Annotated in this window: 37 protein-coding genes and 3 tRNA genes; 33 read left to right on the top strand and 7 right to left on the bottom strand. The window is 21.1% G+C overall.

Going from position 1 to position 26482, the window contains the following annotated elements; all coding sequences use genetic code 11:
- The first annotated feature begins 12 nt into the window (after positions 1 to 12).
- The 19 genes from rpmC to rplQ are packed head-to-tail and all read left to right on the top strand — an operon-like array spanning position 13 to position 8997.
- Positions 13 to 207, top strand: coding sequence for a 50S ribosomal protein L29 (gene rpmC, locus GJT94_RS01340; RefSeq protein WP_168894348.1), 195 nt, complete (start codon positions 13 to 15; stop codon positions 205 to 207).
- A 4-nt stretch (positions 208 to 211) separates the two neighbouring features.
- A complete protein-coding gene (gene rpsQ / locus GJT94_RS01335; protein WP_168894347.1) occupies positions 212 to 466 on the top strand; it encodes a 30S ribosomal protein S17 in 255 nt (84 codons plus the stop codon).
- A 38-nt stretch (positions 467 to 504) separates the two neighbouring features.
- On the top strand, positions 505 to 876 hold the full coding sequence (rplN, locus tag GJT94_RS01330; protein WP_168894346.1) for a 50S ribosomal protein L14: 372 nt from the start codon (positions 505 to 507) through the stop codon (positions 874 to 876).
- Between the two features lie 25 nt (positions 877 to 901).
- Positions 902 to 1219, top strand: coding sequence for a 50S ribosomal protein L24 (gene rplX / locus GJT94_RS01325; RefSeq protein WP_168894514.1), 318 nt, complete (start codon positions 902 to 904; stop codon positions 1217 to 1219).
- A 20-nt stretch (positions 1220 to 1239) separates the two neighbouring features.
- The gene (rplE, locus tag GJT94_RS01320) at positions 1240 to 1779 is read left to right on the top strand and encodes a 50S ribosomal protein L5 (RefSeq protein WP_168894345.1); all 540 of its coding nucleotides are present in this window, start codon (positions 1240 to 1242) and stop codon (positions 1777 to 1779) included.
- 13 nt (positions 1780 to 1792) lie between these two features.
- A complete protein-coding gene (rpsN, locus tag GJT94_RS01315; protein ID WP_168894344.1) occupies positions 1793 to 2098 on the top strand; it encodes a 30S ribosomal protein S14 in 306 nt (101 codons plus the stop codon).
- A gap of 31 nt (positions 2099 to 2129) precedes the next feature.
- On the top strand, positions 2130 to 2522 hold the full coding sequence (rpsH, locus tag GJT94_RS01310; RefSeq protein ID WP_168894343.1) for a 30S ribosomal protein S8: 393 nt from the start codon (positions 2130 to 2132) through the stop codon (positions 2520 to 2522).
- Positions 2523 to 2538: 16 nt separating this feature from the next.
- Complete coding sequence (rplF, locus tag GJT94_RS01305) at positions 2539 to 3072, top strand: 50S ribosomal protein L6 (RefSeq protein ID WP_168894342.1); 534 nt, start codon at positions 2539 to 2541, stop codon at positions 3070 to 3072.
- A gap of 29 nt (positions 3073 to 3101) precedes the next feature.
- Complete coding sequence (gene rplR / locus GJT94_RS01300) at positions 3102 to 3455, top strand: 50S ribosomal protein L18 (RefSeq protein ID WP_168894341.1); 354 nt, start codon at positions 3102 to 3104, stop codon at positions 3453 to 3455.
- A 20-nt stretch (positions 3456 to 3475) separates the two neighbouring features.
- Positions 3476 to 4006, top strand: coding sequence for a 30S ribosomal protein S5 (gene rpsE, locus GJT94_RS01295; RefSeq protein WP_168894340.1), 531 nt, complete (start codon positions 3476 to 3478; stop codon positions 4004 to 4006).
- Positions 3990 to 4169 carry a 50S ribosomal protein L30 gene (rpmD, locus tag GJT94_RS01290; RefSeq protein ID WP_168894339.1) on the top strand — a complete coding sequence of 60 codons (180 nt, stop codon included), beginning with the start codon at positions 3990 to 3992 and terminating at the stop codon, positions 4167 to 4169. The genes rpsE and rpmD overlap by 17 nt, the downstream gene beginning before the upstream one ends.
- A gap of 1 nt (position 4170) precedes the next feature.
- Positions 4171 to 4599, top strand: a complete 429-nt coding sequence (rplO, locus tag GJT94_RS01285; protein WP_168894338.1) for a 50S ribosomal protein L15 — start codon at positions 4171 to 4173, stop codon at positions 4597 to 4599.
- A gap of 7 nt (positions 4600 to 4606) precedes the next feature.
- Entirely contained in the window at positions 4607 to 5935 is a 1329-nt protein-coding gene (secY, locus tag GJT94_RS01280) for a preprotein translocase subunit SecY (protein ID WP_168894337.1), read from the top strand.
- Between the two features lie 32 nt (positions 5936 to 5967).
- On the top strand, positions 5968 to 6084 hold the full coding sequence (gene rpmJ, locus GJT94_RS01275; RefSeq protein ID WP_168894336.1) for a 50S ribosomal protein L36: 117 nt from the start codon (positions 5968 to 5970) through the stop codon (positions 6082 to 6084).
- Between the two features lie 51 nt (positions 6085 to 6135).
- Positions 6136 to 6492, top strand: a complete 357-nt coding sequence (gene rpsM / locus GJT94_RS01270; RefSeq protein WP_168894335.1) for a 30S ribosomal protein S13 — start codon at positions 6136 to 6138, stop codon at positions 6490 to 6492.
- A gap of 25 nt (positions 6493 to 6517) precedes the next feature.
- The gene (gene rpsK, locus GJT94_RS01265; RefSeq protein WP_168894334.1) at positions 6518 to 6886 is read left to right on the top strand and encodes a 30S ribosomal protein S11; all 369 of its coding nucleotides are present in this window, start codon (positions 6518 to 6520) and stop codon (positions 6884 to 6886) included.
- Between the two features lie 41 nt (positions 6887 to 6927).
- The gene (gene rpsD / locus GJT94_RS01260; RefSeq protein ID WP_168894333.1) at positions 6928 to 7548 is read left to right on the top strand and encodes a 30S ribosomal protein S4; all 621 of its coding nucleotides are present in this window, start codon (positions 6928 to 6930) and stop codon (positions 7546 to 7548) included.
- Positions 7549 to 7570: 22 nt separating this feature from the next.
- Positions 7571 to 8590 carry a DNA-directed RNA polymerase subunit alpha gene (locus GJT94_RS01255; RefSeq protein WP_168894332.1) on the top strand — a complete coding sequence of 340 codons (1020 nt, stop codon included), beginning with the start codon at positions 7571 to 7573 and terminating at the stop codon, positions 8588 to 8590.
- A 20-nt stretch (positions 8591 to 8610) separates the two neighbouring features.
- Positions 8611 to 8997 carry a 50S ribosomal protein L17 gene (gene rplQ / locus GJT94_RS01250; protein ID WP_168894331.1) on the top strand — a complete coding sequence of 129 codons (387 nt, stop codon included), beginning with the start codon at positions 8611 to 8613 and terminating at the stop codon, positions 8995 to 8997.
- Here the strand turns inward: rplQ and fmt are convergent.
- Both fmt and def read right to left on the bottom strand, forming a co-directional pair.
- The gene (gene fmt / locus GJT94_RS01245; protein WP_168894330.1) at positions 8990 to 9967 is read right to left on the bottom strand and encodes a methionyl-tRNA formyltransferase; all 978 of its coding nucleotides are present in this window, start codon (positions 9965 to 9967) and stop codon (positions 8990 to 8992) included. The genes rplQ and fmt overlap by 8 nt on opposite strands.
- On the bottom strand, positions 9964 to 10500 hold the full coding sequence (gene def / locus GJT94_RS01240) for a peptide deformylase (RefSeq protein ID WP_168894329.1): 537 nt from the start codon (positions 10498 to 10500) through the stop codon (positions 9964 to 9966). The genes fmt and def overlap by 4 nt, the downstream gene beginning before the upstream one ends.
- Before the next feature lie 122 nt (positions 10501 to 10622).
- Here def and tsaC point away from each other — a divergent pair, with 122 nt between their 5' ends.
- The 5 genes from tsaC to GJT94_RS01215 all read left to right on the top strand — a co-directional run bounded on the left by tsaC (position 10623) and on the right by GJT94_RS01215 (position 14501).
- Positions 10623 to 11183 carry an L-threonylcarbamoyladenylate synthase type 1 TsaC gene (gene tsaC, locus GJT94_RS01235; RefSeq protein WP_168894328.1) on the top strand — a complete coding sequence of 187 codons (561 nt, stop codon included), beginning with the start codon at positions 10623 to 10625 and terminating at the stop codon, positions 11181 to 11183.
- Positions 11184 to 11185: 2 nt separating this feature from the next.
- Complete coding sequence (aroE, locus tag GJT94_RS01230; protein ID WP_168894327.1) at positions 11186 to 12010, top strand: shikimate dehydrogenase; 825 nt, start codon at positions 11186 to 11188, stop codon at positions 12008 to 12010.
- Positions 12011 to 12038: 28 nt separating this feature from the next.
- Positions 12039 to 12650 (top strand): Fe-Mn family superoxide dismutase, encoded by a 612-nt coding sequence (locus GJT94_RS01225; protein WP_168894326.1) that lies wholly within the window; start codon positions 12039 to 12041, stop codon positions 12648 to 12650.
- A gap of 136 nt (positions 12651 to 12786) precedes the next feature.
- Positions 12787 to 13701 (top strand): ABC transporter ATP-binding protein, encoded by a 915-nt coding sequence (locus tag GJT94_RS01220; protein ID WP_168894325.1) that lies wholly within the window; start codon positions 12787 to 12789, stop codon positions 13699 to 13701.
- Between the two features lie 26 nt (positions 13702 to 13727).
- Positions 13728 to 14501 (top strand): ABC transporter permease, encoded by a 774-nt coding sequence (locus GJT94_RS01215; protein WP_168894324.1) that lies wholly within the window; start codon positions 13728 to 13730, stop codon positions 14499 to 14501.
- Between the two features lie 45 nt (positions 14502 to 14546).
- Here GJT94_RS01215 and dksA read toward each other — a convergent pair whose 3' ends face one another.
- Complete coding sequence (dksA, locus tag GJT94_RS01210; RefSeq protein ID WP_168894323.1) at positions 14547 to 14999, bottom strand: RNA polymerase-binding protein DksA; 453 nt, start codon at positions 14997 to 14999, stop codon at positions 14547 to 14549.
- A 297-nt stretch (positions 15000 to 15296) separates the two neighbouring features.
- On the opposite strand from dksA, the gene trxA reads away from it, so the two are divergent.
- The 5 genes from trxA to GJT94_RS01185 all read left to right on the top strand — a co-directional run bounded on the left by trxA (position 15297) and on the right by GJT94_RS01185 (position 17506).
- On the top strand, positions 15297 to 15629 hold the full coding sequence (gene trxA, locus GJT94_RS01205) for a thioredoxin (RefSeq protein ID WP_168894322.1): 333 nt from the start codon (positions 15297 to 15299) through the stop codon (positions 15627 to 15629).
- Between the two features lie 186 nt (positions 15630 to 15815).
- Entirely contained in the window at positions 15816 to 17075 is a 1260-nt protein-coding gene (gene rho / locus GJT94_RS01200; protein ID WP_168894321.1) for a transcription termination factor Rho, read from the top strand.
- A gap of 148 nt (positions 17076 to 17223) precedes the next feature.
- Positions 17224 to 17297, top strand: a tRNA-Arg gene (locus GJT94_RS01195).
- Positions 17298 to 17346: 49 nt separating this feature from the next.
- Positions 17347 to 17419, top strand: a tRNA-His gene (locus GJT94_RS01190).
- Positions 17420 to 17432: 13 nt separating this feature from the next.
- Positions 17433 to 17506, top strand: a tRNA-Pro gene (locus tag GJT94_RS01185).
- A gap of 24 nt (positions 17507 to 17530) precedes the next feature.
- On the opposite strand, the gene ribB is transcribed toward GJT94_RS01185, so the two are convergent.
- A complete protein-coding gene (gene ribB, locus GJT94_RS01180; protein WP_168894320.1) occupies positions 17531 to 18178 on the bottom strand; it encodes a 3,4-dihydroxy-2-butanone-4-phosphate synthase in 648 nt (215 codons plus the stop codon).
- 186 nt (positions 18179 to 18364) lie between these two features.
- On the opposite strand from ribB, the gene GJT94_RS01175 reads away from it, so the two are divergent.
- On the top strand, positions 18365 to 19588 hold the full coding sequence (locus tag GJT94_RS01175; protein ID WP_168894319.1) for a multifunctional CCA addition/repair protein: 1224 nt from the start codon (positions 18365 to 18367) through the stop codon (positions 19586 to 19588).
- Positions 19589 to 19611: 23 nt separating this feature from the next.
- Here GJT94_RS01175 and GJT94_RS01170 read toward each other — a convergent pair whose 3' ends face one another.
- On the bottom strand, positions 19612 to 20418 hold the full coding sequence (locus GJT94_RS01170; RefSeq protein ID WP_168894318.1) for an undecaprenyl-diphosphate phosphatase: 807 nt from the start codon (positions 20416 to 20418) through the stop codon (positions 19612 to 19614).
- Positions 20419 to 20472: 54 nt separating this feature from the next.
- Entirely contained in the window at positions 20473 to 21489 is a 1017-nt protein-coding gene (tsaD, locus tag GJT94_RS01165; protein ID WP_168894317.1) for a tRNA (adenosine(37)-N6)-threonylcarbamoyltransferase complex transferase subunit TsaD, read from the bottom strand.
- 137 nt (positions 21490 to 21626) lie between these two features.
- Here tsaD and rpsU point away from each other — a divergent pair, with 137 nt between their 5' ends.
- The 3 genes from rpsU (at position 21627) to rpoD (ending at position 25570) form a co-directional block, all read left to right on the top strand.
- Positions 21627 to 21842, top strand: coding sequence for a 30S ribosomal protein S21 (gene rpsU, locus GJT94_RS01160; protein WP_168894316.1), 216 nt, complete (start codon positions 21627 to 21629; stop codon positions 21840 to 21842).
- A 51-nt stretch (positions 21843 to 21893) separates the two neighbouring features.
- Positions 21894 to 23624, top strand: coding sequence for a DNA primase (gene dnaG, locus GJT94_RS01155; RefSeq protein WP_168894315.1), 1731 nt, complete (start codon positions 21894 to 21896; stop codon positions 23622 to 23624).
- 143 nt (positions 23625 to 23767) lie between these two features.
- Positions 23768 to 25570: an RNA polymerase sigma factor RpoD gene (gene rpoD, locus GJT94_RS01150; protein WP_168894314.1), complete on the top strand. Its 1803-nt coding sequence runs from the start codon at positions 23768 to 23770 to the stop codon at positions 25568 to 25570.
- Positions 25571 to 25623: 53 nt separating this feature from the next.
- Here rpoD and map read toward each other — a convergent pair whose 3' ends face one another.
- Positions 25624 to 26412, bottom strand: coding sequence for a type I methionyl aminopeptidase (gene map, locus GJT94_RS01145; protein WP_168894313.1), 789 nt, complete (start codon positions 26410 to 26412; stop codon positions 25624 to 25626).
- Positions 26413 to 26482 lie beyond the last annotated feature (70 nt).

The raw sequence follows: 26482 nt of genomic DNA, 5'->3' as shown, positions 1-26482 counted from the left end.
AATATATATTATATGAAAATAAGTGAAATTATAAAAAAAAATAATACAGATTTAGAAAATGAATTATTAAGTTTATCTAGAGAACAATTTAATTTAAAAATACAATTAACAGCAAGAAATTTAAAACAAACTCATTTACTTAAAAAATCAAGAAAAAATATTGCAAGAATAAAAACAATTTTATCACAAAGAAAAAAAAGGTCATAAAATTATGCAAAAAAAAACAAAGCTCTTGAAAGGAAAAGTAATCAGTAATAAAATGGAAAAATCAATAATTGTAAGTATTAATAGGTTAATAAAACATCCTATTTATGGTAAATATATCAATCGTACTACGAAATTACATGTTCATGATGAAAAAAATATATGTAATATTGGAGACATGGTTGAAATTAAAGAATGTCGTCCATTATCCAAAACTAAATCTTGGATTCTAGTTAAGATTATAAAAAAAATAGTAATTTAATTATAAAATTTAATATTTATTTTTAAATAGAGATATATATGATACAGGAACATACAAAACTAAATATAGCAGATAATTCTGGCGCAAAAAATGTTATGTGTATTAAAGTTTTAGGCGGATCGAGACGTCGTTATGCTAATATTGGAGATATTATTAAAGTAACCGTAAAAGATGCTATTCCTCGAGGAAAAGTAAAAAAAGGTGATGTATTAAAAGCTGTTATAGTTAGAACTAAAAAGGGTATAAGACGTTCTGATGGTTCTATAATAAAATTTGATCATAATTCATGTGTTTTATTAAATGATACTAATGAACAATTAATAGGCACAAGAATTTTTGGTCCTATTACTAGAGAATTAAGAAATGAAAAATTTATGAAAATTATTTCATTAGCTCCAGAAGTTATTTAATAAAGAAAAGAGATATAAATATATGATACATAAAAAATTACATCTTAATGATGAAATAATAGTTTTAACAGGAAAAGATAAAGGTAAAAAAGGAAAAATTAAATCTTTTATAAAAAAAGAATTCGTAAGAATTAAAGGAATAAATATTGTTAAAAAACATAGTAAACCTAATCCTAGAATATCACATACAGGTGGTATTATAGAACAAGAAGCAAATATTCATATTTCTAATATTGCTATTTTTAATAAAAATACAGGTAAATCTGACCGTATTGGCATTAGATATAATGATAAAGGAATAAAAAAAAGATTTTTCAAGTCTAATGGTAAAAATATAAAATAAATTAATAGAGATAGTATTTAATGTCAAAATTATATAATTTTTATAAAAATAAAATAATAAAAAAATTAATGTTAAAATTTAAATATACTTCCATAATGCAGGTTCCTTGTATAAAAAAAATTACCTTAAATATGGGAGTAGGTAAAGTTATTTCTGATAAAAAATATTTAGATAATGCTATAAATGATTTAACTATTATTAGTGGTCAAAAACCAATAATAACAAAATCACATAAATCAATAGCTGCTTTTAAAATAAGAAAAGGATATCCAATTGGATGTAAAGTTACTTTAAGAAAAAAAAAAATGTGGAATTTTTTTGAACGTTTATTATGGATAGTAATACCAAGAATTAGAGATTTTAGAGGTTTATCTAAAAAATCCTTTGATAAGGATGGTAATTATAGTATAGGAATAAAAGAACAAATAATTTTTCCTGAAATTGATTTTGACAAAATAAATTATATACGTGGATTAGATATTACAATAACAACTAATCAAATATCGAATGAAGAAAGTTATGCTTTATTTAAAGCTTTTAAATTTCCGTTTAAATCATAAAAAGGTTGTAGAAATGGCAAAAGAATCTATTAAAGCACGAGAATTAAAAAGAATAAAATTAGGAAAAAAATTCTTTTTAAAAAGAATAAAATTAAAAAAAATTATTTCTGACATAAACACTTCTGATAAATTAAGGTGGAATGCTGTATTTAAATTACAATCTTTACCAAGAGATTCTAGTTTATCACGACAAAGAAATAGATGTAAATTAACTGGTAGACCACATGCATTTTTAAGAAAATTTGGATTAAGTAGAATTAAATTAAGAGAAGCTGCAATGAAAGGAGATATTCCAGGATTAAAAAAATCTAGTTGGTAATTTATTATAAAATTATATAGGAAATGTTAATATGAGTATACAAAATCCAATTGCGGATATGTTAACACGTATACGTAATGGACAATCATCACGTAAATCAAAAATTTTAATGCAATATTCAAAAATAAAAAAATCTATTGCTAATATTTTAAAAAATGAAGGATATATTAATAATTTTAATCTTATTAAAGGAAAAAAAATTTTATTAGAAATTACTCTAAAATATTTTAAAGGCAAGGGAGTTATAGAAAAAATACATTGTGTTAGTCGTCCTGGATTAAGAATTTACAAAAAAAAAAAGTTTTTACCTAAAGTTATGGCTGGTTTAGGTATTGCTATTATTTCTACATCTAAAGGGATAATAACAGATTACACTGCACGTTATTATGGAATAGGTGGAGAAATCATATGTTATGTATCCTAAAAAAGGTATATGAATAATGTCTAGAATAGCTAAAAAATTTATTATTATTCCAAATAATATTAAAATCACTATTAGTAAACAAAAAATAAATATAAAAGGTAATAATGGAATACTAGAAAATACGTTTAATAAAAAAGTTAAAATAATTTTTGAAAAAAATAAATTATTATTTAAACCAAAAAAAAAATGTAGAGAAAATTGGGCTCAAGCTGGTACTGCTAGTTCTCTTATGAGATCTATGATTATTGGAGTTACAATAGGTTTTACAAAAAAATTAATATTATTTGGTGTAGGATATAAATTTTCCATAAAAAATAATATACTTAACCTCATATTAGGTTTTTCACATCCAATAAATTTTAATTTACCTAAAGATATTACAGGAAAATGTTTAAATCCAAATGAAATAATTTTAACAAGCACAAATAAACAACTCTTAGGTCAAGTAGCTGCTAAGATCAGATCTTATCGTCCTCCGGAACCATATAAAGGTAAAGGTATTCGTTATAGTAATGAAATAATTAAAATTAAAGAAACAAAAAAAAAATAAGATAAATAAAAAGGTTTCAAGAAAAAATTATGAATATTAAAAAAATCGCCCGTATACGTAGAGCAACTAAATTTCGAAAAAATTTAAAAAAATTTAAAATAATACGTTTGTCAATACATCGTACTTCTCGTCATATATATGCACAAATAATTTCTATAAACAATAAAATTTTAGTAACAGCTTCTACTTTAGAAAAAAAAATAAAAAAAAAATTAACATATACTGGAAATATAAAAGCTGCTATTTTCATAGGAAATAAAATAGCTAATAGATCTATTAAAAAAGGTATTTTAAATATTTCATTTGATCGTTCAGGTTTTAAATATCATGGACGTATTCAAGCATTAGCAGATGCTGCACGCAAAACAGGTTTAAACTTTTAACATTTTTTTAAAAGAAAATTATGAATATTTATAGTATTAAACATCAAAACAATGAATTAAAAGAAAAATTAATTTCTGTTAATAGAGTATCTAAAACTGTTAAAGGAGGACGTGTTTTTTCTTTTACAGCTTTAACTGTAGTTGGTAATGGAAAAGGGAAAATTGGTTTTGGATATGGTAAAGCTAAAGAAGTTCCTAATGCAATACAAAAAGCTATGGAAAAAGCTAAAAAAAACATGATAAATATTATTCTTAATAATAATACAATTCAGTACCCTATTAAAGGGTATCATACTGGATCTTTTGTATTTATACAACCTGCTTATGAAGGAACAGGTATTATTGCTGGTGGAGCTATGAGAGCTGTACTAGAAGTTGTAGGTATATATAATGTTTTAGCTAAAGCTTATGGTTCTACTAATCCTATTAATATAGTTAAAGCAACTATAAAAGGATTATCAAGCATCCATTCATTAAAAATGATTGCAGCTAAAAGAAATAAAACTATAGAAGAAATAAAAAGGAACATGAATAGTGTTAAAAAATATTAAGATTAAACAAATTAAAAGTTCTATAGGTAGATTACCCAAACATAAAGCAATTTTAATTAGTTTAGGATTGAGACATATTGGACATACTGTTATTAAAAAAAATACACCTAGTATTTTAGGAATGATTAAAAAAATATCTTATATGATAAAGGTTATATATTAATATGAATTTAAATAATTTATTTTCTAAGATTACAAATAATAAAAAAAGATTAGGTAGAGGTATTGGATCAGGAAAAGGTAAAACAAGTGGTAGAGGTCATAAAGGACAAAAATCTCGGTCTGGTTATAATATTAATAAATCATTTGAAGGAGGGCAAAGTCCTTTACATAGAAGATTACCTAAATTTGGATTTAAATCAAAAAAAAAAAAAATTTTTAAAGAAATTAGATTAAGAGATTTAGAAAAAATAAATAGTAATTACATTAATTTAGATGTTTTAAAATCTTCTAAAATAATTAGTAAAAAAATTAAATATGTTAAAATTATTAATAAAGGAAATATTATTTCTTCAAAAAAAATTATTAAATTAAAATGTACAGAAAGTGTTAAATTAATTATAAAAAAATTAGGTGGTATAATTGAGGAATAAATAATACATGATTAAATCACTTAAACAATTAAATTTTCAAAGTACTAAAAAAGGTTTTATTGAATTAAAAGAGAGATTTATATTTTTAATAACTTCTATAGTTATTTTTCGTATAGGTTCATTTATACCTATTCCAGGAGTTAATATTAGTATTTTACATTCTTTAATTGTAAAACAACATGGCACAATTATTGATATGTTTAATATGTTTTCTGGAGGTGCGTTAAGTAGAGCATCAATTTTTGCATTAGGTGTTATGCCGTATATATCTTCATCAATTATCATGCAACTTTTAACAGTAGTTCACCCATTTTTTATTTCTTTAAAAAAAGAAGGAGAAGAAGGTAAAAAAAAAATTAACAAATATACTAAATATAGTACATTAATTTTAGCTTTTATTCAATCTATAGGAATAACTACTGGATTACCTAATCTACCAGGTATGAATAATTTAGTACTAAATCCTGGTATTAGTTTTTTTATAATTTCTAATTTAAGTTTAATTACAGGTACTACATTTTTAATGTGGTTAGGAAGACAAATAACAAAAAGAGGTATTGGAAATGGAGTTTCTATTATAATAGTGATTGGTATAATTACTACTCTACCTTATAACATAGGTCAAATTATTGGGCAAATAAAACAAGGAGATTTAAGTTATTTTATTTTTTTTATTTTATTATTTTTAGTATTTTTAATAACTTTATTTATTATATTTATTGAAAAAGGACAAAGAAAAATTAATGTTCAATATGCTAGAAGATATTATGGAAAACAAATATATCATACACAACAAAATACTCATTTACCATTAAAAGTTAATATGTCTGGAGTTATCCCCGCAATATTTTCTTCTAGTATTATTTTATTTATTTCTACTATATTTTCATGGTGTAGTAATATTTCCAATTGGAATTGGGTTAAAAATATTGCTATATCTTTACAACCTAGACAGCCAATATATATTGGTTTATATATTTTAGCAATTATATTTTTTTGTTTTTTTTATACTCTTTTAGTTTTTAATCCTCAAGAAACTGCAGATAATTTAAAAAAATCTGGTGCATATATCTCAGGTATTAGACCTGGAGAACAAACTGCTAAATATATAAAAAAAATAATTATGAGATTAACATTTACTGGAAGTTTATATATTACATTTATTTGTCTTGTACCAGAATTTTTACGTAATATAATTAATGTCCCATTTTATTTAAGTGGTACATCATTACTTATAGTAATTGTTGTCATTATGGATTTTATTACACAAATTCAAACATTAATTATGTCTACTCAATATGAGTCTATACTTAAAAAAATTAATTTTAAAGGATAATATTTATTAAATAATTTTGGAGATATAATATAATGAAAGTTCGTACTTCAATAAAAAAATTATGTCGTCATTGTAAAATTATTCGTAGAAATAGAGTAATATATGTGTTTTGTAAAATAGATCCTAAACATAAACAACGTCAAGGATAATTATTTTATTTATTTAAAGAATATATTATAAAAATTAAGAAAGGATTTAAAATGGTTCGTATAGCTGGAGTTAATATTCCTGATAATAAGCGTATAATAATAGCATTAAAATATATTTATGGGATAGGTACATCTCATGCAATTCGTATATGTAAAATAACTAATATTTCTCAAAATATCAAGATTAATAAACTTACAGAAAAAAAAATAGATTTATTAAGAAATATTATATCAAGATTTAAAGTAGAAGGAGATTTAAGAAGGGATATTAATTTAAATATTAAAAGATTAATTGATCTTGGTTGTTATCGAGGATTACGTCATAAGAAAGGATTACCTGTTAGAGGACAACGTACAAAAACTAATGCACATACTAGAAAAAAATTATATAAATATTTTAAAAAATAATATTCTAATTAACGGTTGGTACATAATGAAAAAAAAATCTAAAAAACAAATTATAGATGGTATTGCTCATATACATGCTTCTTTCAATAATACAATTGTAACTATTACTGATAGACAAGGTAATTCTCTAGGATGTGCAACAGCAGGAGGTTCTGGTTTTAGAGGATCAAGAAAATCTACTCCATTCGCCGCACAAATAGCCGCAGAAAAATGTGCTGAAATTGTTAAAAATTATGGTATTAAAAATTTAGAAGTTATGGTAAAAGGACCAGGTCCTGGTAGAGAATCTACTATTAGAGCATTAAATAATGCTGGTTTTAAAATAACAAATATTACAGATATTACTCCTATTCCTCATAATGGATGTAGACCTCCTAAAAAAAGAAGAGTATAAAGAATTTTTTTTATTAATTTAAATATTTCAGGATTAAATCAATGGCAAAATATTTAGGCCCAAAATTAAAATTATCTCGAAGAGAGGGAACTGATTTATTTTTAAAATCTAATGTACGTTCTATTGATACAAAATGTAAATTAGAACAAGCACCAGGAGAACATGGTATAAAAAAATCTAGATTATCAGATTATGGAATTCAATTAAGAGAAAAACAAAAAATACGTAGATTATACGGTATATTAGAACGACAATTTCATAATTATTATAAAAAAGCATCACGTATAAAAGGTAATACTGGATTTAATTTATTATGTTTATTGGAAAAAAGATTAGATAATGTTGTTTATAGAATGGGTTTTGGTGTTACAAGAGCAGAAGCTAGACAATTAATTTCTCATAAATCAATAAAAATTAATAATTTTATTGTAAATATAGCTTCTTATCAAGTATCTTTAAATGATAAAATTTCTGTATGTGAAAAATCTAAAAAACAATTAAGAATTAATGCTTCAATTGATTTATATTCGCAAAGAGAAAAATCAAATTGGTTAGAAGTAAATAGTAAAAAAATGGAAGGTATTTTTAAAAAACTTCCTGAACGTTCTGATTTACCTGCAGATATTAATGAACATTTAATTATTGAGTTATATTCAAAATAATTTTTTATAAGAGAGTATATAAATGGATCAAAATTCTGTTACAGAATTTTTAAAACCTCGATTAGTAAATATAGAACATACCAACATCAATACTATAAAGGTTACTTTAGAACCTTTAGAACGTGGTTTTGGCCATACTTTAGGTAATGCATTAAGACGTATTTTATTATCTTCAATACCTGGTTATGCAGTAACAGAAGTAGAAATAGAAGGAATATTACATGAATATAGTATTAAAGAAGGTATTAAAGAAGATATTATTGAAATACTATTAAATTTAAAAAAATTAGCTGTAAAAATAGAAAATAATAAAAAAGAGGTAAATTTAACTTTAAAAAAAACTGGTATTGGAATTGTAAAAGCTTCTGATATTGATCATGGTAATGATGTAGAAATTATAAATAAAGAACATATTATTTGTAATATTACTAATGTAAATACATCGATTAATATGAAAATAAAGATAGAATTAGGAAGAGGATATGTAGCTGCCCATACAAAAATAAATAATAATAATTTTCAAAATGATCATAAAATAGGTAGATTACTAGTAGATGCATCTTATAGTCCTATAAAAAAAATTATATATAATGTCGAAGCAGCAAGAGTAGCACAAAGGACTGATTTAGATAAGTTAATAATAGAAATGGAAACAAATGGAACAATTGATCCAGAACAAGCCATTAGAAAAGCAGCTACTATTTTATCTGAACAATTAGCATCTTTTGTTAATTTACAGGATATTAAACAAGAAAAAGTAATTAAAGAAGAAAAACCAGAATTTGATCCTATTTTACTACATTCAGTAGATGATTTAGAATTAACTGTACGTTCTGCAAATTGTTTAAAAACTGAATTAATTCATTTAATAGGTGATTTAGTACAACGAACTGAAGTAGAATTATTAAAAACTCCAAATTTAGGAAAAAAATCATTAACAGAAATAAAAGATATATTAGCTTCAAGAGGATTATCATTAGGAATGAGATTAGATAATTGGCCTCCAGTTATAAATAACAATAAAAAAACAATAAATAATTAATTTTAAATTAGGTAAAAAAAATGCGTCATCGTAAAACAGGTCGTTATTTAAATAAAAATAGCACTCATCGTAGTGCAATGTTATTTAATATGGTTAATTCATTAATTAATAATGAAATTATTAAAACTACTTTAGTAAAAGCTAAAGAACTTAGAAAGATAATAGAACCAATAATTACTATTGCTAAAAAAAATACTATTTCTAATAAAAGATTAATAAGATCTAAATTAAATAATAAAAATAATATTATAAAACTTTTTAATATTATTGCTCCTAAATTTAAAAATAGATTAGGAGGATATACACGTATAATAAAATGTGGTTTTCGTAATGGGGATAAAGCACCTATGGCATATATAGAATTAATAGAAAGAAAAATAGTTTTAAGTGATAAAAAAATTAATTAATTATATTATTTTTTTTAAATATAATTTTATATTGGTTAAAATTTAAAAAATTTTGAATATTCATTTGTTTTTTCCCACTAGGTTGAATAATTTGAATATTTAAAATTCCATTTATAGTATTTATTTGTATACCATATTTATTAATAGATAAGATTGTTCCAGGTGTTTTATTTATGTAATCATTATTAAACTTATTAATTACTTCTGCTTGCCAAATTTTGAATCTTTTATTTTTTAATATAAAAAAAGCCCCTGGTCGAGGATTAAAAGCACGAACCATACATTCTAATTTTTGAGCTGGTAAATTCCAGTTTAATTTACATTCTATTTTAGATATTTTTTTTGCATATGTAGGTTTTATCATGTTTATATTTTGAGATTTAAATTTTATTTGTTCTCCCTTAGAAATTTTTTTTATTATTAATAATAAACCTTCTAAACCTAATATAGCTAACTTTTTATATAATGATCCGTATGTATCATATAATAAAATATTATATTCTATTTGATAAATAATATCACCTTGATCTAAAAAATTATTTATTCTTATAATACTAATACCTGTTTTTAAATCATTTGCTAATAAGGCTCTTTGTATAGGAGCAGCACCTCTCCATCTAGGTAATAATGAAGCGTGTATATTCATACAGAATAATTTAGGTATATTTAATATTTTATTTGGTATTAATAAACCATAGTCTACAACTACTATAATATCGCATTGATAACTAATAATATTTTTAATTAATTTTAAAGAATTTAACGATTCTGGTTGTAATATATTAATTTTATATTTTACTGCTATTTTTTTTATAGAATTAAAAGTTAATTTATATCCTCTATTAGCATAAGTATCTGGTTTAGTTATCACACAGGATACTATATTATCATTATTATTTATTAAACCTTTTAAATGATAAGCTGCAAATTTTGAAGTACCCATAAAAATAATTTTTATTTTTTTTTTCATTTTATATAATTCTGTTTTTTTAATAATATTATTTTATGATTAAGTTTATTTATTTTATCACAAATTCTTTGATATTTTAAATTTGATAAATAGTCAATAAATAGAATACCATTTAAATGATCAATTTCATGTTGTATACAAAAAGATAATAAATTATATGCTTTAAATTCAATAAATTCATTCATTAAATTTTGAGCTTTAATTTTTATTCTTTTAGATCTTAAAACAAAATATCTTTGTTTAATAGGTATAGAAAGACAACCTTCATTACTATTAATTTTTAATTTATCAAATTGTATTATTACAGGATTAATAAGAATAAGAGGATTATTTTGTTTTTTAGTTATATCAATAACAATAATTCTTTTATTTATTCCTATTTGTGTTGCTGCTAATCCAATACCATTATAAGAATACATTATTTCAAGCATATTATTTCCTAATAATTTAATATCATTATTAATATTTTTAATGGATTTAGCTATATTTCTTAATTTTTTATTAGGAAAATATAATAATTTAATTATAGACATAATAGATATCTTTTTTTAAAACAATCTTTGTAATAAAATAGAATTTTTTTTAATCTTTAAAATACTCATATTATTAATATATAATTCATTTATAATTATATCAAACTATTTATAAAAAAATTATGGATATAAAAATTTTTATTAATGCATTAAAAATGGGTAAAATTATAGCTTATCCTACTGAATCTGTATTTGGATTAGGATGTGATCCAGATAATAGTAAAGCAGTAAATGATTTACTAAAAATAAAAAAACGTAGTATAAAAAAAGGATTAATTTTAATTGCTTCTAAATATACTCAATTATTAAAATATATAAATGAAAAAAAAATTCTTAAAAGTCAAAAAAAAAAAATTTTATCTACCTGGCCTGGTATGATCACATGGATTATGCCTATTTCAGTAAATACTCCTTATTGGTTAACTGGAAATTTTAAATCTATAGCTGTTCGTGTAACTAATCATTATTTAATGAGTAAATTATGTAATTATTTTGGAAAACCTATTGTTTCTACTAGTGCAAATATTTCAGGAATGAAACCATGTTTAACTTATCAAGAAGTATTATATCAATTTAATAATATAAAAGAACATATTTTTATTTTAAATGGGGAAACAGGTGGATATTTAAAACCATCAGAAATTAGAGATAGTTTTACAAATCTAGTTATTCGTAAAGGATAAATATGAAAACATTTGCTGTATTTGGTAATCCTATAAAACAGAGTAAGTCTCCAATTATACATAAATTATTTGCAAAACAAACAGGAATATTACAAAATTATATAAAAATTTATGTTGAAAAAAATAATTTTAATAAAAAAATTTTTAATTTTATTCAAAATGGAGGTATAGGTGCAAACATTACAATTCCTTTTAAGCATGAAGCATATAAATTATGTAATATTTTAACAAAAAGAGCACAACAAGCTGGTGTAGTTAATACAATAAAAGTTATTAATTCTAAAAAAATTTTAGGTGATAATACTGATGGTATTGGTTTATTAAAAGATTTAAGAAATTTAAAATTTATAAATCCTACAAGTAATATTTTATTAATAGGTGCTGGTGGAGCTGCACAAGGAATTATACTTCCATTAATTAAATTTGGTTGTAATATTACAATTATTAATCGTACTTATGAACGTGGTAAAAATCTTATTAAATATTTTAATAATATAAAAAATCTTAATTGTCTTAAATTAGAAGATTTATTTAAAAAATATGATAAAATTAAGTATAATTTAATTATTAATGCTACATCTACTAGTCTTATGGGGAATATATTTAATATTCCTGTATCAATTATTAATCCTGATGTTTTTTGTTATGATCTTTATTATAATTTTAATATCACACCATTTTTAAAATGGTGTACTCTCCATGGAGCTAGAAAAATATCAGATGGTATAGGTATGTTAATTGAACAAGCAGCATATTCTTTTTATTTATGGCATGGTATTATGCCTAATACTAAAAAAATAATTAAAAAATATAAAAAATATAATTAATATTTAATATTATTTTTAAAGGATTTATATGACTTATAAATTACCAGATTTATTATATAAATATTCTGATTTAGAACCATTTTTTGATACAAAAACAATGGAAATACACCACCAAAAACATCATCAAAATTATATTAATAATACAAATTTAATACTTGAAAAAAATAATATACAAAGCATTAAAATTAATACATTAATATCTAATTTAGATAATTTATCCATATCTAAATCACAAAAAATTTTTTTACGTAATAATGCAGGAGGACATGCTAATCATAGTTTTTTTTGGAAAATTTTAAAAAAAAATACTCAACCTAATAATATTGTCTTAAATTTTTTAAAAAAAGATTTCGACAGTTTAAAAAATTTTAAACAAGTTTTTGAGAATATAGCTTTAAATTTTTTTGGATCTGGATGGATCTGGGTAATTAAAAAGAAAAATTTATTAAAAATAATTACTACAATAAATCAAGATAATCCGTTAATGAATAATAAATCAATTGGATATCCTATAATAGGATTAGATTTATGGGAACATTCATATTATTTAAAATATCAGAATCAAAAAAATTTATATATTAAAGCTTTTTGGAATGTTATAAATTGGGATAAAGTCGCACAATTATTATTGAATAAATAATTATTTATGATGTATTTTATTTTAAAATAAAGTACATCATGTGTTAAAAATTTTATTTTTTAATTTATATAATAAAATATGCAATATTATAAAATTAAAAAATATTTAACAATTTTAATTTGAAAAAAATATTATTATGTCTTATGCACTAGAAATTAAAAATTTATCTAAAATTTATCCTAATAACTATCAAGTTTTAAAAAATTTTAATTTAAAAATTAAAAAAGGAGATTTTTATGCTTTATTAGGACCAAATGGAGCTGGTAAAACAACAATTATAGGTATAATTACTTCTTTAATTAATAAATCTTCAGGAAAAATAAAAATTTTTGGATTAAATATTCAAAAAAATACATTTAAAGCTAAAAAACAAATAGGGTTAGTTCCTCAAGAATTTAATTTTAATCCATTTGAAACAGTATTACAAATATTAGTCAATCAAGCTGGATACTATGGTATAAAAAAAAAAAAGGTTATTACAAAAATTAAAAAATATTTAAAAATATTAAAATTATGGAAAGAAAGAAATCAAAAAGCAAAAAATTTATCAGGAGGGATGAAACGTTGTCTTATGATAATAAGAGCATTGATACACAGTCCAAAATTATTAATTTTAGATGAACCTACTACTGGTATTGATATTAAATTACGTTATTATATATGGTCTTTTTTTAAAAAAATAAATCTTAAAAAGAAAATTACAATTATTTTAACAACTCATTATCTGGAAGAAGCTGAATTTTTATGTCGACATATTGGTATTATAAATAATGGAATATTAATAGAAAATTGTGCTATAAATCAATTATTAAATAAATTAAAATTTGAAGTTTTTATTTTAGATTATATAAAAATAAATAATATTATTCCTCAGATAAGTGGATATAAATATAAAATTATTAATAATTCTCAATTAGAAATTAAAATAAAACAAAATCAAAATTTAAATAATATTTTTATACAATTAATAAAACAAAATATTAAAATTATAAGTATAAAAAATAAATATAATAAATTAGAAAAATTATTTATGGATTTTACTAAAAATTAAAATTTTTTATAGTAAGGATTATTAATATGAAATTACATCCATATTTAATTATATTATATACAATCTGTAAAAAAGAAATAAATAGATTTCTGCGTATTTGGATACAAACTATACTACCTCCTATTATGAACATATCTTTATATTTTATAATATTTGGTAAATTAATTAATTTACATGTTAATAAAATATTAGGATTTAGTTATATACAATTTATTATACCTGGATTAATTATGATGAGTATTATTAATAATTCATATTCTAATGTAGCTTCATCTTTTTTTGGATCAAAATTTCAACATTATATAGAAGAACTATTAATAGCTCCAGTACCAACTAACCTAATTATATTAGGTTATATTAGTGGGGGTATAATGAGAAGTCTTATTATTTGTATTATTTTAACTTTAATTTCTACATTTTTTATTTCTTTACATGTATATTCATGGTTATTTTTTATAATTATTGTAATATTAACATCTATTTTGTTTTCTCTCGCTGGATTATTAAATGCTATCTTTGCTAAAGATTTTGATGATATTAATTTTATACCTACATTTATATTAACGCCTTTAACATCTTTAAGTGGTGTATTTTATTCAACATTAAGTTTACCTATTTTTTGGCAAAAAATATTAAAAATAAATCCTATTTATTATATTATTTCTGGATTTCGTTATAGTTTTTTAGGTATAAAAACAGTATCATTATTTACAACTATAAATATTTTATTTTGTTTTATTATTATTTTATATTTATTTATTTTTATTTTGCTTACAAAAGGTATAGGAATACGTAAATAAAAAATTTTTAAAAAAATTAATAATAATATATATATTTAATGAATTTTATTCAGCTATTTGTTTTGCTCTGATTTCTGCTAAAGTTTTACAGTCAATACATAAATTTGCTGTTGGATGTGCTTCTAGTCTTTTTAATCCAATTTTAATTTCGCAACAGTCACAATAACCAAAATTTTTTGTATTAATTTTATTTAATGTTATTTCTATTTTTTTTATTAATTTTCTTTCTCTATCTCTATTACGTAATTCTAAATTAAACTCTTCTTCTTGTGAAGCTCTATCTATTAGATCAGGAAAATTAGATGCTTCATCTTTTATATAAGATGACATATTATTAATTTTACTATTTATTTTATTTTTCCATGATTCTAAAATTTTTTTAAAATGTGATAATTGTTTTTTATTCATATATTTTTCATTAATTTTTAATTTATATGGAGATACTCCTGCAAGAGATAAAATATTTAAAGATGATAAAAAATCATTACTTTTTTTCATTAGTTCTCCTAATAATCTGTTAATAAGAAAAAAATTTGTTATATTATAAATAATAATAAAATTGATTTAATAGATAAACAATATTAACATATTAATAATAATATTATTATTTATATTTATAAAACATTATTTATTATCTTGTAATATAATTACTATTAATATATAATAAAAATAAGATTTTATTTAAGTGTTTTTGAAAATTAATTTATTCAAAAAATTTATTTTAAAGTTAAGATATTTATAAATTTTTTGTAAAAAATAATTAGATAATAATATTCATATAGGAATGTTAAATTCATGCAATATAAAACCAATGTTCTAATAAATTTAAATAATGAAAATTTTCAATCTGAAATAAAAAAAAATGATTTAGTTTTAGTTGATTTTTGGGCTGAATGGTGCAACCCATGTAAAATGTTTTCTAAAGTATTAGAAGAAGTATCTTTAAAATATAAAAATATAATTTTTACTAAATTAAATATTGAAAAATATAAAATTATTGCAGAACAGTATAATATTCGCAGTATACCTACAATTATATTATTTAAAAACGGTAATATTATAGATAAAATAATTGGTTCTATAAATAAAATACAATTAGAAAATTTTTTAAATAAGAATTTAAAATAATTTATTTTTATATTTTATTATTATGTTTTTTTTACAAAAGGAAAAAATATGATTATTAGTGTTATATTGTTAAATAATAAAAGTAATTAAGTAATTTTATTATTTTTTTAAATATAAATGTTATTATATTTTTTAAAATTTTATACAAATATTTAAGAATTATTCAAAGTTTAAGACCTCACCATTATGAATCTTACCGAATTAAAAAATAAACCAATATCAGAACTTATAGATTTGGGTGAAAATATTTATCTAGAAAATTTAGCTAGAATGCGTAAACAAGATATTATTTTTACTATATTAAAACAACATTCCAAAAGTGGAGAAGATATTTTTGGTGATGGAGTATTAGAAATATTACAAGATGGATTTGGATTTTTACGTTCTTCTGATAGTTCTTATTTAGCAGGACCTGATGATATATATGTATCTCCAAGTCAAATTAGGCGTTTTAATTTACGTACAGGAGATACTATTTCTGGAAAAATACGTCCTCCAAAAGAAGGAGAAAGATATTTCGCATTATTAAAAGTTAATCAAGTAAATTTTGATAAACCAGAAAATGCAAGAAATAAGATTCTTTTTGAAAATTTAACTCCATTACATGCTAACTCTAGATTAAGTATGGAAAGAGGAAACGGTTCTACAGAAGATTTAACAGCTCGCGTTTTAGATTTAGCTTCACCAATAGGAAGAGGACAAAGAGGACTAATAGTCGCTCCACCAAAAGCGGGAAAAACTATGTTATTACAAAACATAGCACAAAGTATAGCATATAATCATCCTGATTGTGTACTAATAGTATTACTCATTGATGAACGTCCAGAAGAAGTTACTGAGATGCAAAGATTAGTAAAAGGTGAAGTGATAGCATCTACTTTTGATGAACCTCCATCTAGACATGTACAAGTATCTGAAATGGTTATTGAAAAAGCTAAAAGATTAGTAGAACATAAAAAAGATGTTATAATTTTATTAGATTCCGTAACACGTCTAGCTAGAGCATATAATACTGTTGCCCCTGCATCTGGAAAAGTTTTAACTGGAGGTGTTGATGCTAATGCATTACATCGACCTAAACGTTTTTTCGGAGCAGCAAGAAATGTTGAAGAAGGAGGTAGTTTAACTATTATAGCAACAGCATTAATTGATACAGGATCTAAAATGGACGATGTTATTTATGAAGAATTTAAGGGTACTGGTAATATGGAATTACATTTATCACGTAAAATAGCTGAAAAAAGAGTATTTCCTGCTATAGATTATAATAGATCTGGGACAAGAAAAGAAGAATTATTAAGTTCACAAGAAGAACTTCAAAAAATGTGGATTTTAAGAAAAATAATACACCCTATGAATGAAATAGATGCAATGGAATTTTTAATAAATAAATTGTCAATGACAAAGACTAATAATGATTTTTTTGTTATGATGAAAAGATCTTAACATTATTATATTTATATTTTTTATCAAAAATTATATTGAATTAAATTATTTAATATGTGTTATTTTTTATAAATATAAAAATTATTAAGAATTTTTTATAAAAAAACTAGACATTAAAGATATGAATTTGTAATATAATATATTAATTACACCCGTAGCTCAGTAGGATAGAGTGCTGTTTTCCGAAAACAGAGGTCTCAGGTTCAATTCCTGTCGGGTGTAAACATAAAAGTTATAAATTATTGTAACTTTAAATTAATTAATTTTAATGGTGGTTATAGCTCAGTTGGTAGAGCACTGGATTGTGATTCCAGTTGTCATGGGTTCAATTCCCATTAACCACCCATAAGTTTTATGCGGCGAGTAGCGCAGTTTGGTAGCGCAACTGGTTTGGGACCAGTGGGTCGGAGGTTCAAATCCTCTCTCGCCGATAAAATTTTAAAATTTATAAAAAATTAAATATTAATATTATTTTTAATAATATATTTTTTTAAATCATTAATAGTAATTACAACCATTTTATTTTTTTTTGCAAAAGATATTGTATCAAATATTTTTGCCATAGATCCATCTTCATTAGTTAGTTCACATAATACTCCAGTGGGTTTAATATTTGCAATTTTTAATAAATCTATTGTAGCTTCAGTATGTCCTGGCCTCTTAAAAACTCCTCCATTAACAGCTCTTAACGGAAATACATGTCCTGGTCTATTTAAATCTTCAGGAACAACATTATTAGCAATAGCTGTTTTAATTGTTGTAAATCTATCTTTTGCTGATACTCCAGTAGATATACCTTTAGCTGCTTCAATAGTAATTGTAAATCCAGTTTTATAAAAACTAGTATTTTTTTTTACCATCATAGGTAATTTTAATTTTTTACGTAAATCTTCTGTAATACATAAACATACAATACCACTACCGTATCTAATTGCGAAAGCTATATCTAATATGGATACATTTTCTGCTGAAAATACTATATCACTTTCATTTTCTCTATTTTTATCATCTAAAATTAAAATTCCATATCCTTTTTGTAAAGAAAAAATAGCATTTTTAATACGTACTTCATAATTACCAAATTCTATATCAAGTATATTCATAAAATAATATTTATATTATAATTTAATAATATTATATATTAATATATTAATATTTCTTATTTATAAAAAAAATAAATAATTTAAATATTTTAAAAATTTTGTAAAAATTTTTTTCAAAAATATTAATATATAATATTATGATAATTTATCATTTAAATATATTATTAATTTTATGGAGTAATAAAGTTGAAAACTTATTTAGTTGGTGGAGCTATACGTGATTACCTTTTAAATATAAAAGTAACAGATAAAGACTGGGTTGTTGTAGGATCAAATATTAATTCAATGTTAAAATTAGGTTTTAAATTAGTTGGTAAAGATTTTCCTGTTTTTTTACACCCTAAAACTCATGAAGAGTATGCTTTAGCTAGAACAGAATATAAATTTGGACATGGATATAAAGGATTTAAATATTGTGCATCTTCTAAGATTTCTCTTAAAGAAGATTTATTGCGTAGAGATCTTACTATTAATGCTATTGCACAAGATGAATTAGGAAATTTTTATGATCCATATAATGGATTAAAAGATCTTAAAAATCGTTTATTAAAACATGTTTCATCATCATTTAAAGATGATCCTTTAAGAGTTTTACGTGTAGCTAGATTTGCAGCTAAATTAAAATATTTAAATTTTCGTATTCATGATACGACATTAAAATTAATGAAAATTATGAGTCATTCAGGAGAATTATTATATTTAAAACCAGAAAGAATTTGGAAAGAAACACATAATGCTCTTCAATCAACACATCCACATGTATTTTTTCAAATTTTAAAAAAATGTAATGCTTTATCTATTATTTTTCCAGAAATAAATAAATTATACGGCATACCAGCTCCTTTAAAATGGCATCCAGAAAAAGATACAGGTATACATACTATGCTTACATTAAAAATAATATCTAAACTTACAAAAAATGTATCAACAAGATTTGCAGCATTATGTCATGATTTTGGTAAAGGATTAACTCCACGTAAATTATGGCCAAGACATCCAGGACATGGTAAAGCAGGCATACCTTTAATTAAGAATTTATGTAAAAAATTAAAAATTCCTAATAATATAAAAAATTTATCTGTATTAGCTGCTAAAATACATGATATTATTCATGATATATATAATCAAAAACCACAAGATATATTAAATATATATAATATAATTGATGCTTGGAGAAAACCAGAAAGAGTAAAACAAATAGCATTAATTAGTGAAGCTGATGCAAGAGGAAGATTAACATTAGATGATATAGAATATAAACAAGGAAAATATTTTATTAAAATGTATAAATATATTTCTAAATTAAATATCAAAAATATAGTTAATAATTTAGAAGGTAGTGATATATCTCAAAAAATTAAGTGGGAAAGATTAAAACTAATAAAATGTTTTTTAAAATTAAAAAATTAAAATTTTATTTATAGAATACATTATTAATTAAAAATTAGTAATAATAATATTATTATGAATAAACGATATAAGGTAAACCATTGTAAAGAAATATTATTTATTATATAAATAAATTTTTTAATAAAAATGAAACTTATAATAAATGAAATAAAAAAACCGATAAAAAATATTTTTATATTATTAAAATTTATTACCGAATAATTTTTATATATTTCTAATAAATTTGCTCCAAAAATAACAGGTATAGATATTATAAAACATAATTCAGTTGCAATAATACGTTTAATTCCTATTAATAAACTTATTGATAATGTTGATCCTAATCTTGAAATTCCTGGTAATAAGGCTAAACATTGAAAACATCCAATAAGGAAAATATTAATAAATGATATATCATTCATACTATTAATAGTATATTTTTTAGGTTTGAATTTTTCTGAAAAAAATAATAATATTCCTCCAAAAAATAATCCAAAAATAATAAATTGAATATTATTTATTATTTTAATTTTATCATAAAAAATTAATCCAATAACTACTACTGGTAGTACGGATACTACCATATGTAATAAATTTATTTTTTTATAATAAAAAAAATTATATTTAATTGTATTAAATATAATTTTTTTTAGTTTTTTCCAAAAAAATATTATTATTGCTAATGTAGATCCTAATTGAATAATTATTTTAAAAGTTTGTAAATTATCATTTTTTATAATATTTAATATTTTAGAAAAAATAATAATATGAGCACTTGAAGATATAGGTAAAAATTCAGTTAAACCTTGAACTATGCTTAATATTATATAAGAAAAATAATTTAATAACATTATTAAATATCTCAATTATTAAAAATTATTTTAAAATAATTTTTTTAAAAAAATTTAAATCTTATCTTCTAAAGATAGTTTAGAATTTATATAAATATTTTTTAATATATATTTTTTATTTTTTGGAGAAAAATTTTTTGCTCCAATGTAAGCAATCATAGCTGCATTATCAGTACATAATTTTTTATTACTATAAAATAATTTTATATTATGTTTTTTTAATTTTTTATGTAAAAATATTCTTAATTTTATATTTGCACTAACTCCTCCTGCAATTATCAATTGATTAATATTATATTTTTTTAAAGCTCTTAAACTTTTAATATAAAGAGTTTCTATTACTGCATCTTCTAATGCACATGCAATATCTGCTCTAATTTTAAAATTTTTTAAATTTTGTTTTTTTATAAAATTTATTACGAAAGTTTTTAATCCAGAAAAACTAAAATTTAAATTATTTTTTTTTAGTATCATAGGTCTGGGAAACACAAATTTTTTGGGAGTACCATATTTAGATAATTTAAATAAATTTTTACCACCAGGGTAATCTAATCCTAAGAGTTTAGATATTTTATCTAAAGTTTCCCCTACAGCATCATCTATATTTTTTCCTAATATTTTATATTCTCCAAATTTAGATGTATAAATTAACTGAGTATGTCCACCAGAAATTAATAAACCTATAAAAGGATAGGTAGGTTTATTTTTTTGTAACATTATAGAAAACAAATGTCCTTCCATATGATTTACTGGAATAATAGGAATATTTAAAGAAAAAGCTAATGTATGTGAAATAATTGCTCCTATTATTAAAGAATTTATTTGTCCTGGTCCTGATGTATAAGCTATTGCATTGATATCACTTAAATTTTTTTTTATTTTAAATAAAGTTTTTTTAATTAGAGGAATAATTATTTTTAAATGATTTCTAGCTGCTAATTCAGGTACTACACCTCCATATTTAGAATGTATTTTTTGAGTATAAATATTATTACATAATATTCCTAAATTATTGTCATAAATTGCTACTGATGTATCATCACATGATGTTTCTATTCCCATAAAAAGCATATTTAACCTTAAAAAATTAATTATTTTTTAATATAAAGTAATATAAAAAATTTATTTATATATTTTATATTATATACTATAATATATAAATTATTATTAAAAATTAAATAAATATAAAATAGGGGAATTTTTATATTATGCCTATTATAAAAGTACGTGATAATGAACCATTTGACTTAGCTTTAAGACGTTTCAAACGTTCATGTGAAAAAGCAGGAATTTTAGCAGAAGTAAGACGTAGGGAATTTTATGAAAAACCAACAACAGAGAGAAAAAGAGCGAAAGCGTCTGCAATAAAAAGACATATAAAAAAAATATCTAGAGAAAATGCTAAAAGAATACGTTTATATTAAAAAAATTATTATTTATTTATAAAAAGTAATAAATTATGAAAAATTATTTTTATGATTAAATATGTATCTCGTATATTTATTAATAATTTATTAGATCAAATAGACATTGTATATCTAATTAAAAATAAAATCAAATTAAAAAAAAAAGGAAAAAATTTTTTTGGAATTTGTCCCTTTCATTTAGAAAAAAATCCTTCTTTTGTAGTTAATTCTGAAAAACAATTATATCATTGTTTTGGATGTGGTGTACATGGTAATATTATTGATTTTATTATGTATTACGATAATTTATCTTTTCTTGAAAGTATAGAATTACTATCAAATATGTTTAGTATACCAATTATAGATAATAATTCAAATACATTAAAAAAAGTATCTAAAAAAAATAATATTTATTATAAATTAATTTTTAGTTTAAGTACTTTTTATACAAATGCTTTATTTAATATTTCAGGAAAAAAAGCTTATAAGTATTTATTAAATAGAGGATTTAATTTATATATTATAAAATATTTTGCTATTGGTTTTTCTCCTTTATATTGGACCAATAAAATTTTAAACAATACTAAAACTATCAAAATTTTATATGAAAAACTAGGTATTTTAAGAATAAATGAAAAAAATAATAATTTTTATGATATTTTTTATAATAGAATTATATTTCCAATTAAAAATATAAAAGGTTTTGTAGTTGGTTTTGGTGGAAGAGTTCTAAAAAATAAACCTCCTAAATATTTAAATTCTTCAGAAAATGATATTTTTCATAAAAGTAGTGAATTATATGGATTATATGAAACAAAAAAAGAAAATAATATTATAAAAAAAATATTAATAGTAGAAGGATATATTGATGTAATTAGTTTATTTCAATTTAATATAAAATATGCAGTAGCTATATTAGGAACTTCTATTACTAATAAACATATGAAAAAATTATTTAGTATAACAAACAAAATTATTTATTGTTATGATGGAGATAAATCAGGTATAGATGCACAATGGAAATCTTTAAAAATGAGTTTACCTTATTTAATTAATGGTAAAGAAGTTAAATTTATGATTTTACCAAATAAAGAAGATCCAGATAGTTTAATTAGAAAAGAAGGACAAATGTTTTTTGAAAAAAGAATTAATAATTCTTTATCATTTTCAAAATTTTTTTTTAAACAATTATTTTTAAAAAATTTATTTACTTCTTGTGAAGAAAAAACTTATTTTATTCATAAAGCTTTGTCATATATTAAATTAATTCCTAATTATCTTTTTAGAATAAATTTAATTCAACAATTAGGAGAAAAAATAGGTATTATTAATTTTCTTGATATATATAATCCAATAAAATATAAAAAAAAAACAATTATAAATAATAATTTTAAAAAAACTACTATTCGTATATTATTAAGTTTATTAATACAATATCCAAAATTAATAAAATTTGTTCCAAAATTAAAATTTTTTAAAAGTTCAAATATAGATGGTTTATTTTTTTTTATAAAATTTGTAAATTTTTATAAAAATAAAAATACAACAACAGTGAAAATATTAGAACAATATAGAGGTACTAAATTAAAGAAAATTCTTGAAATTTTAGTAACATGGAACCATATGATTCCTGATAATAAAATAGAAAAATTTTTTATAAATTTAATAAAAAAATTAAAAATAAATATATTAGAAAATAGAATAGAATATTTAATATCATTAGATAGAAGAGAAGGATTAAATTATAAAAAAAAACAAGAATTATGGTCTTTAAATAAAATATTAATTCAAAAAAAATAATTTAAAAAATTTGATAAAATATATTTAAAATATTATTAATAATATATATGTAAAAATTTTATTTATTTAATAAATAATTTGTGTGAAATGTTATTTAATTAAAATTTATTTAAATATTAATAAATAAAAGTATGGAATTGTTTATGGATCATAACTCAAAATCACAACTTAAATTTCTTATAAAACGTGGAAAAGAAAAGGGTTATTTAACTTACTCAGAAATTAATGATCATTTACCTGATAATATTATAAGTTCTAATCAAATAAAAAATATTATTCAAATGATAAATGATGTGGGTATTCAAGTAATGGAAGAAGCTCCTGATAATGATGATTTAATATTAAATAATAATACAAATAATTTAACAGAAGTAGAAGATGAAGTACAAGTATTATCTAATGTAGAATCAGAAATGGGGAGAACTACAGATCCAGTACGTATTTACATGAGAGAAATGGGTACTGTAGAACTTCTAACAAGAGAGGGGGAAATTCATATAGCTAAACGTATAGAAGAAGGTATTAATCAAGTACAATCTTCAATAGCAGAATATCCTAATTCTATTAAATATTTATTAAAAAAATATGATAAAGTTCAATCTGGTAATCTTCGTTTATCAGATTTAATACGTGGTATTATTAATTTTAATATTAAAGAAAAAATTATAATTTCTAATCATCAAGAATTATCTAATAATATTCAGACAGAAAATAATGAGAATATTATAGATAATAATTTAGCAAAAAAAAAATTTTTAGAATTAAAAAAACAATATTATATAACATCAATTTTTATTAAAAAAAAAGGTAGAAATCATCATAAATCATTAATTAAATTAAAAAATCTTAAAAATATTTTTAAACAATTTCGGTTAGTATCTAAAGAATTTAATTATTTAGTATCTAAGATGCGTTCTATAATGTTTCGTATACGTACAGAAGAATATAATATATTAAAAATATGTATTAAAAAATATAATATATCAAAAAAAAAATTTACATATATATTTTATAATCATGAAACTAATAAAAATTTATTTTTAAAAAAATTAAAAAAACTTAAATTAAAAAATAAAAATTATTTACATAATGATGATATTTTTTTTAATAAAATAAATAAAAGTTTTATAAAATTAATTAATATTGAAAAAGAAACAGGATTAACAATAAAAAAAATTAAAAATATTAATAAAAATATCTCTATAGGTGAACTAAAAACTCAAAAAGCAAAAAAAGAAATGATTGAAGCTAATTTAAGATTAGTTATTTCTATTGCAAAAAAATATACAAATAGAGGATTACAATTTCTTGATTTAATCCAAGAAGGTAATATAGGTTTGATGAAAGCAGTAGATAAATTTGAATATAGAAGAGGTTATAAATTTTCTACATATGCCACATGGTGGATTAGACAAGCAATAACAAGATCTATTGCAGATCAAGCTAGAACAATAAGAATACCTGTTCATATGATTGAAACTATAAATAAACTTAATAGAGTTTCTAGAAAAATTTTACAAGAATTAGGAAGAGAACCTACCCCAGAAGAACTATCAGAGTACATGCTTATACCTGAAGATAAAATTAGAAAAGTTTTAAAAATAGCTAAAGAACCAATTTCTATGGAAACACCTATAGGTGATGATGAAGAATCACATTTAAGTGATTTTATCGAAGATAATACTTTAGAATTACCATTAGATTCAGCAACTTCAGAAAGTTTAAAAACAGCAACATATAATATTTTATCTAGTTTAACTCCAAGAGAAGCTAAGGTATTAAGAATGAGATTTGGTATTGACATGAATTCTGATCATACTTTAGAAGAAGTAGGAAAACAATTTGATGTAACTAGAGAAAGAATTAGACAAATAGAAGCAAAAGCATTAAGAAAATTAAGACATCCTAGTCGATCAGAAATTTTAAAAAGTTTTTTAGATAATTAAATTTTGATATAGTTAAGTAATTAAAAATTTTTAATTACTTAACTATATCAAATTTATATATATTTAAAATGTATTTTTTCTTCTTTTCTTAAAGTTAAAATTTTTCTTCCAAAATTAGTAATAAGTACAGTATGTTCATATTGTGCTGAATTAGTTTTATCTTTAGTTTTGACAGTCCAATTATCTCTTGTTAAATATACATCATGATGTCCTATATTTATCATAGGTTCAATAGTAAATATCATACCAGGTTTTAATAAAATACCATAATCATATGATTTATAATGTAAAATTTGTGGATCTTCATGAAAATTTTTACCTATACCATGTCCACAATAATTTCTTACAACAGAAAATTTTTTTGATTCTACATAATTTTGTATTACTTTCCCAATTTTATATAATCTAATACCTGGTTTTAAAATATTAATAGCTTTATATAAACTTTTTTGAGCAGTTAAACATAATAATTTAGATTTTTTAGAAATTTTATTACCTACAAAAAACATTTTTGATGTATCACCATAATAATTATTATATAAAATAGTTACATCTATATTAACAATATCACCATTTTTTAATATATCATTTTTATTTGAAATTCCATGACATACAATATCATTTTTAGAAATGCATACAGATTTTGGAAAACCATTATATCCTAAAGTAGCAGGTATAGCTTTTTGATTTTTTGTAATATAATTATGACATATATTATTTATTTCTTCAGTACTAACTCCAGGTAATATATATTTTTTAATCATTTCTAATACTTCTACTGCTAATTGACAAGATTTATAAATTTTTTTTATTTCTTCCGTATTTTTAATTATAATTTTCATTATTTTCTTTCTATAAATTTATTAATTATATAATAATAAATGTTATATTATAAATAGTTAAATTAAATTT

The organism is Enterobacteriaceae endosymbiont of Donacia cinerea (assembly GCF_012569925.1).
Taxonomy (GTDB): Bacteria; Pseudomonadota; Gammaproteobacteria; order Enterobacterales; family Enterobacteriaceae.
This window is presented reverse-complemented; position numbering and strand designations above follow the sequence as displayed.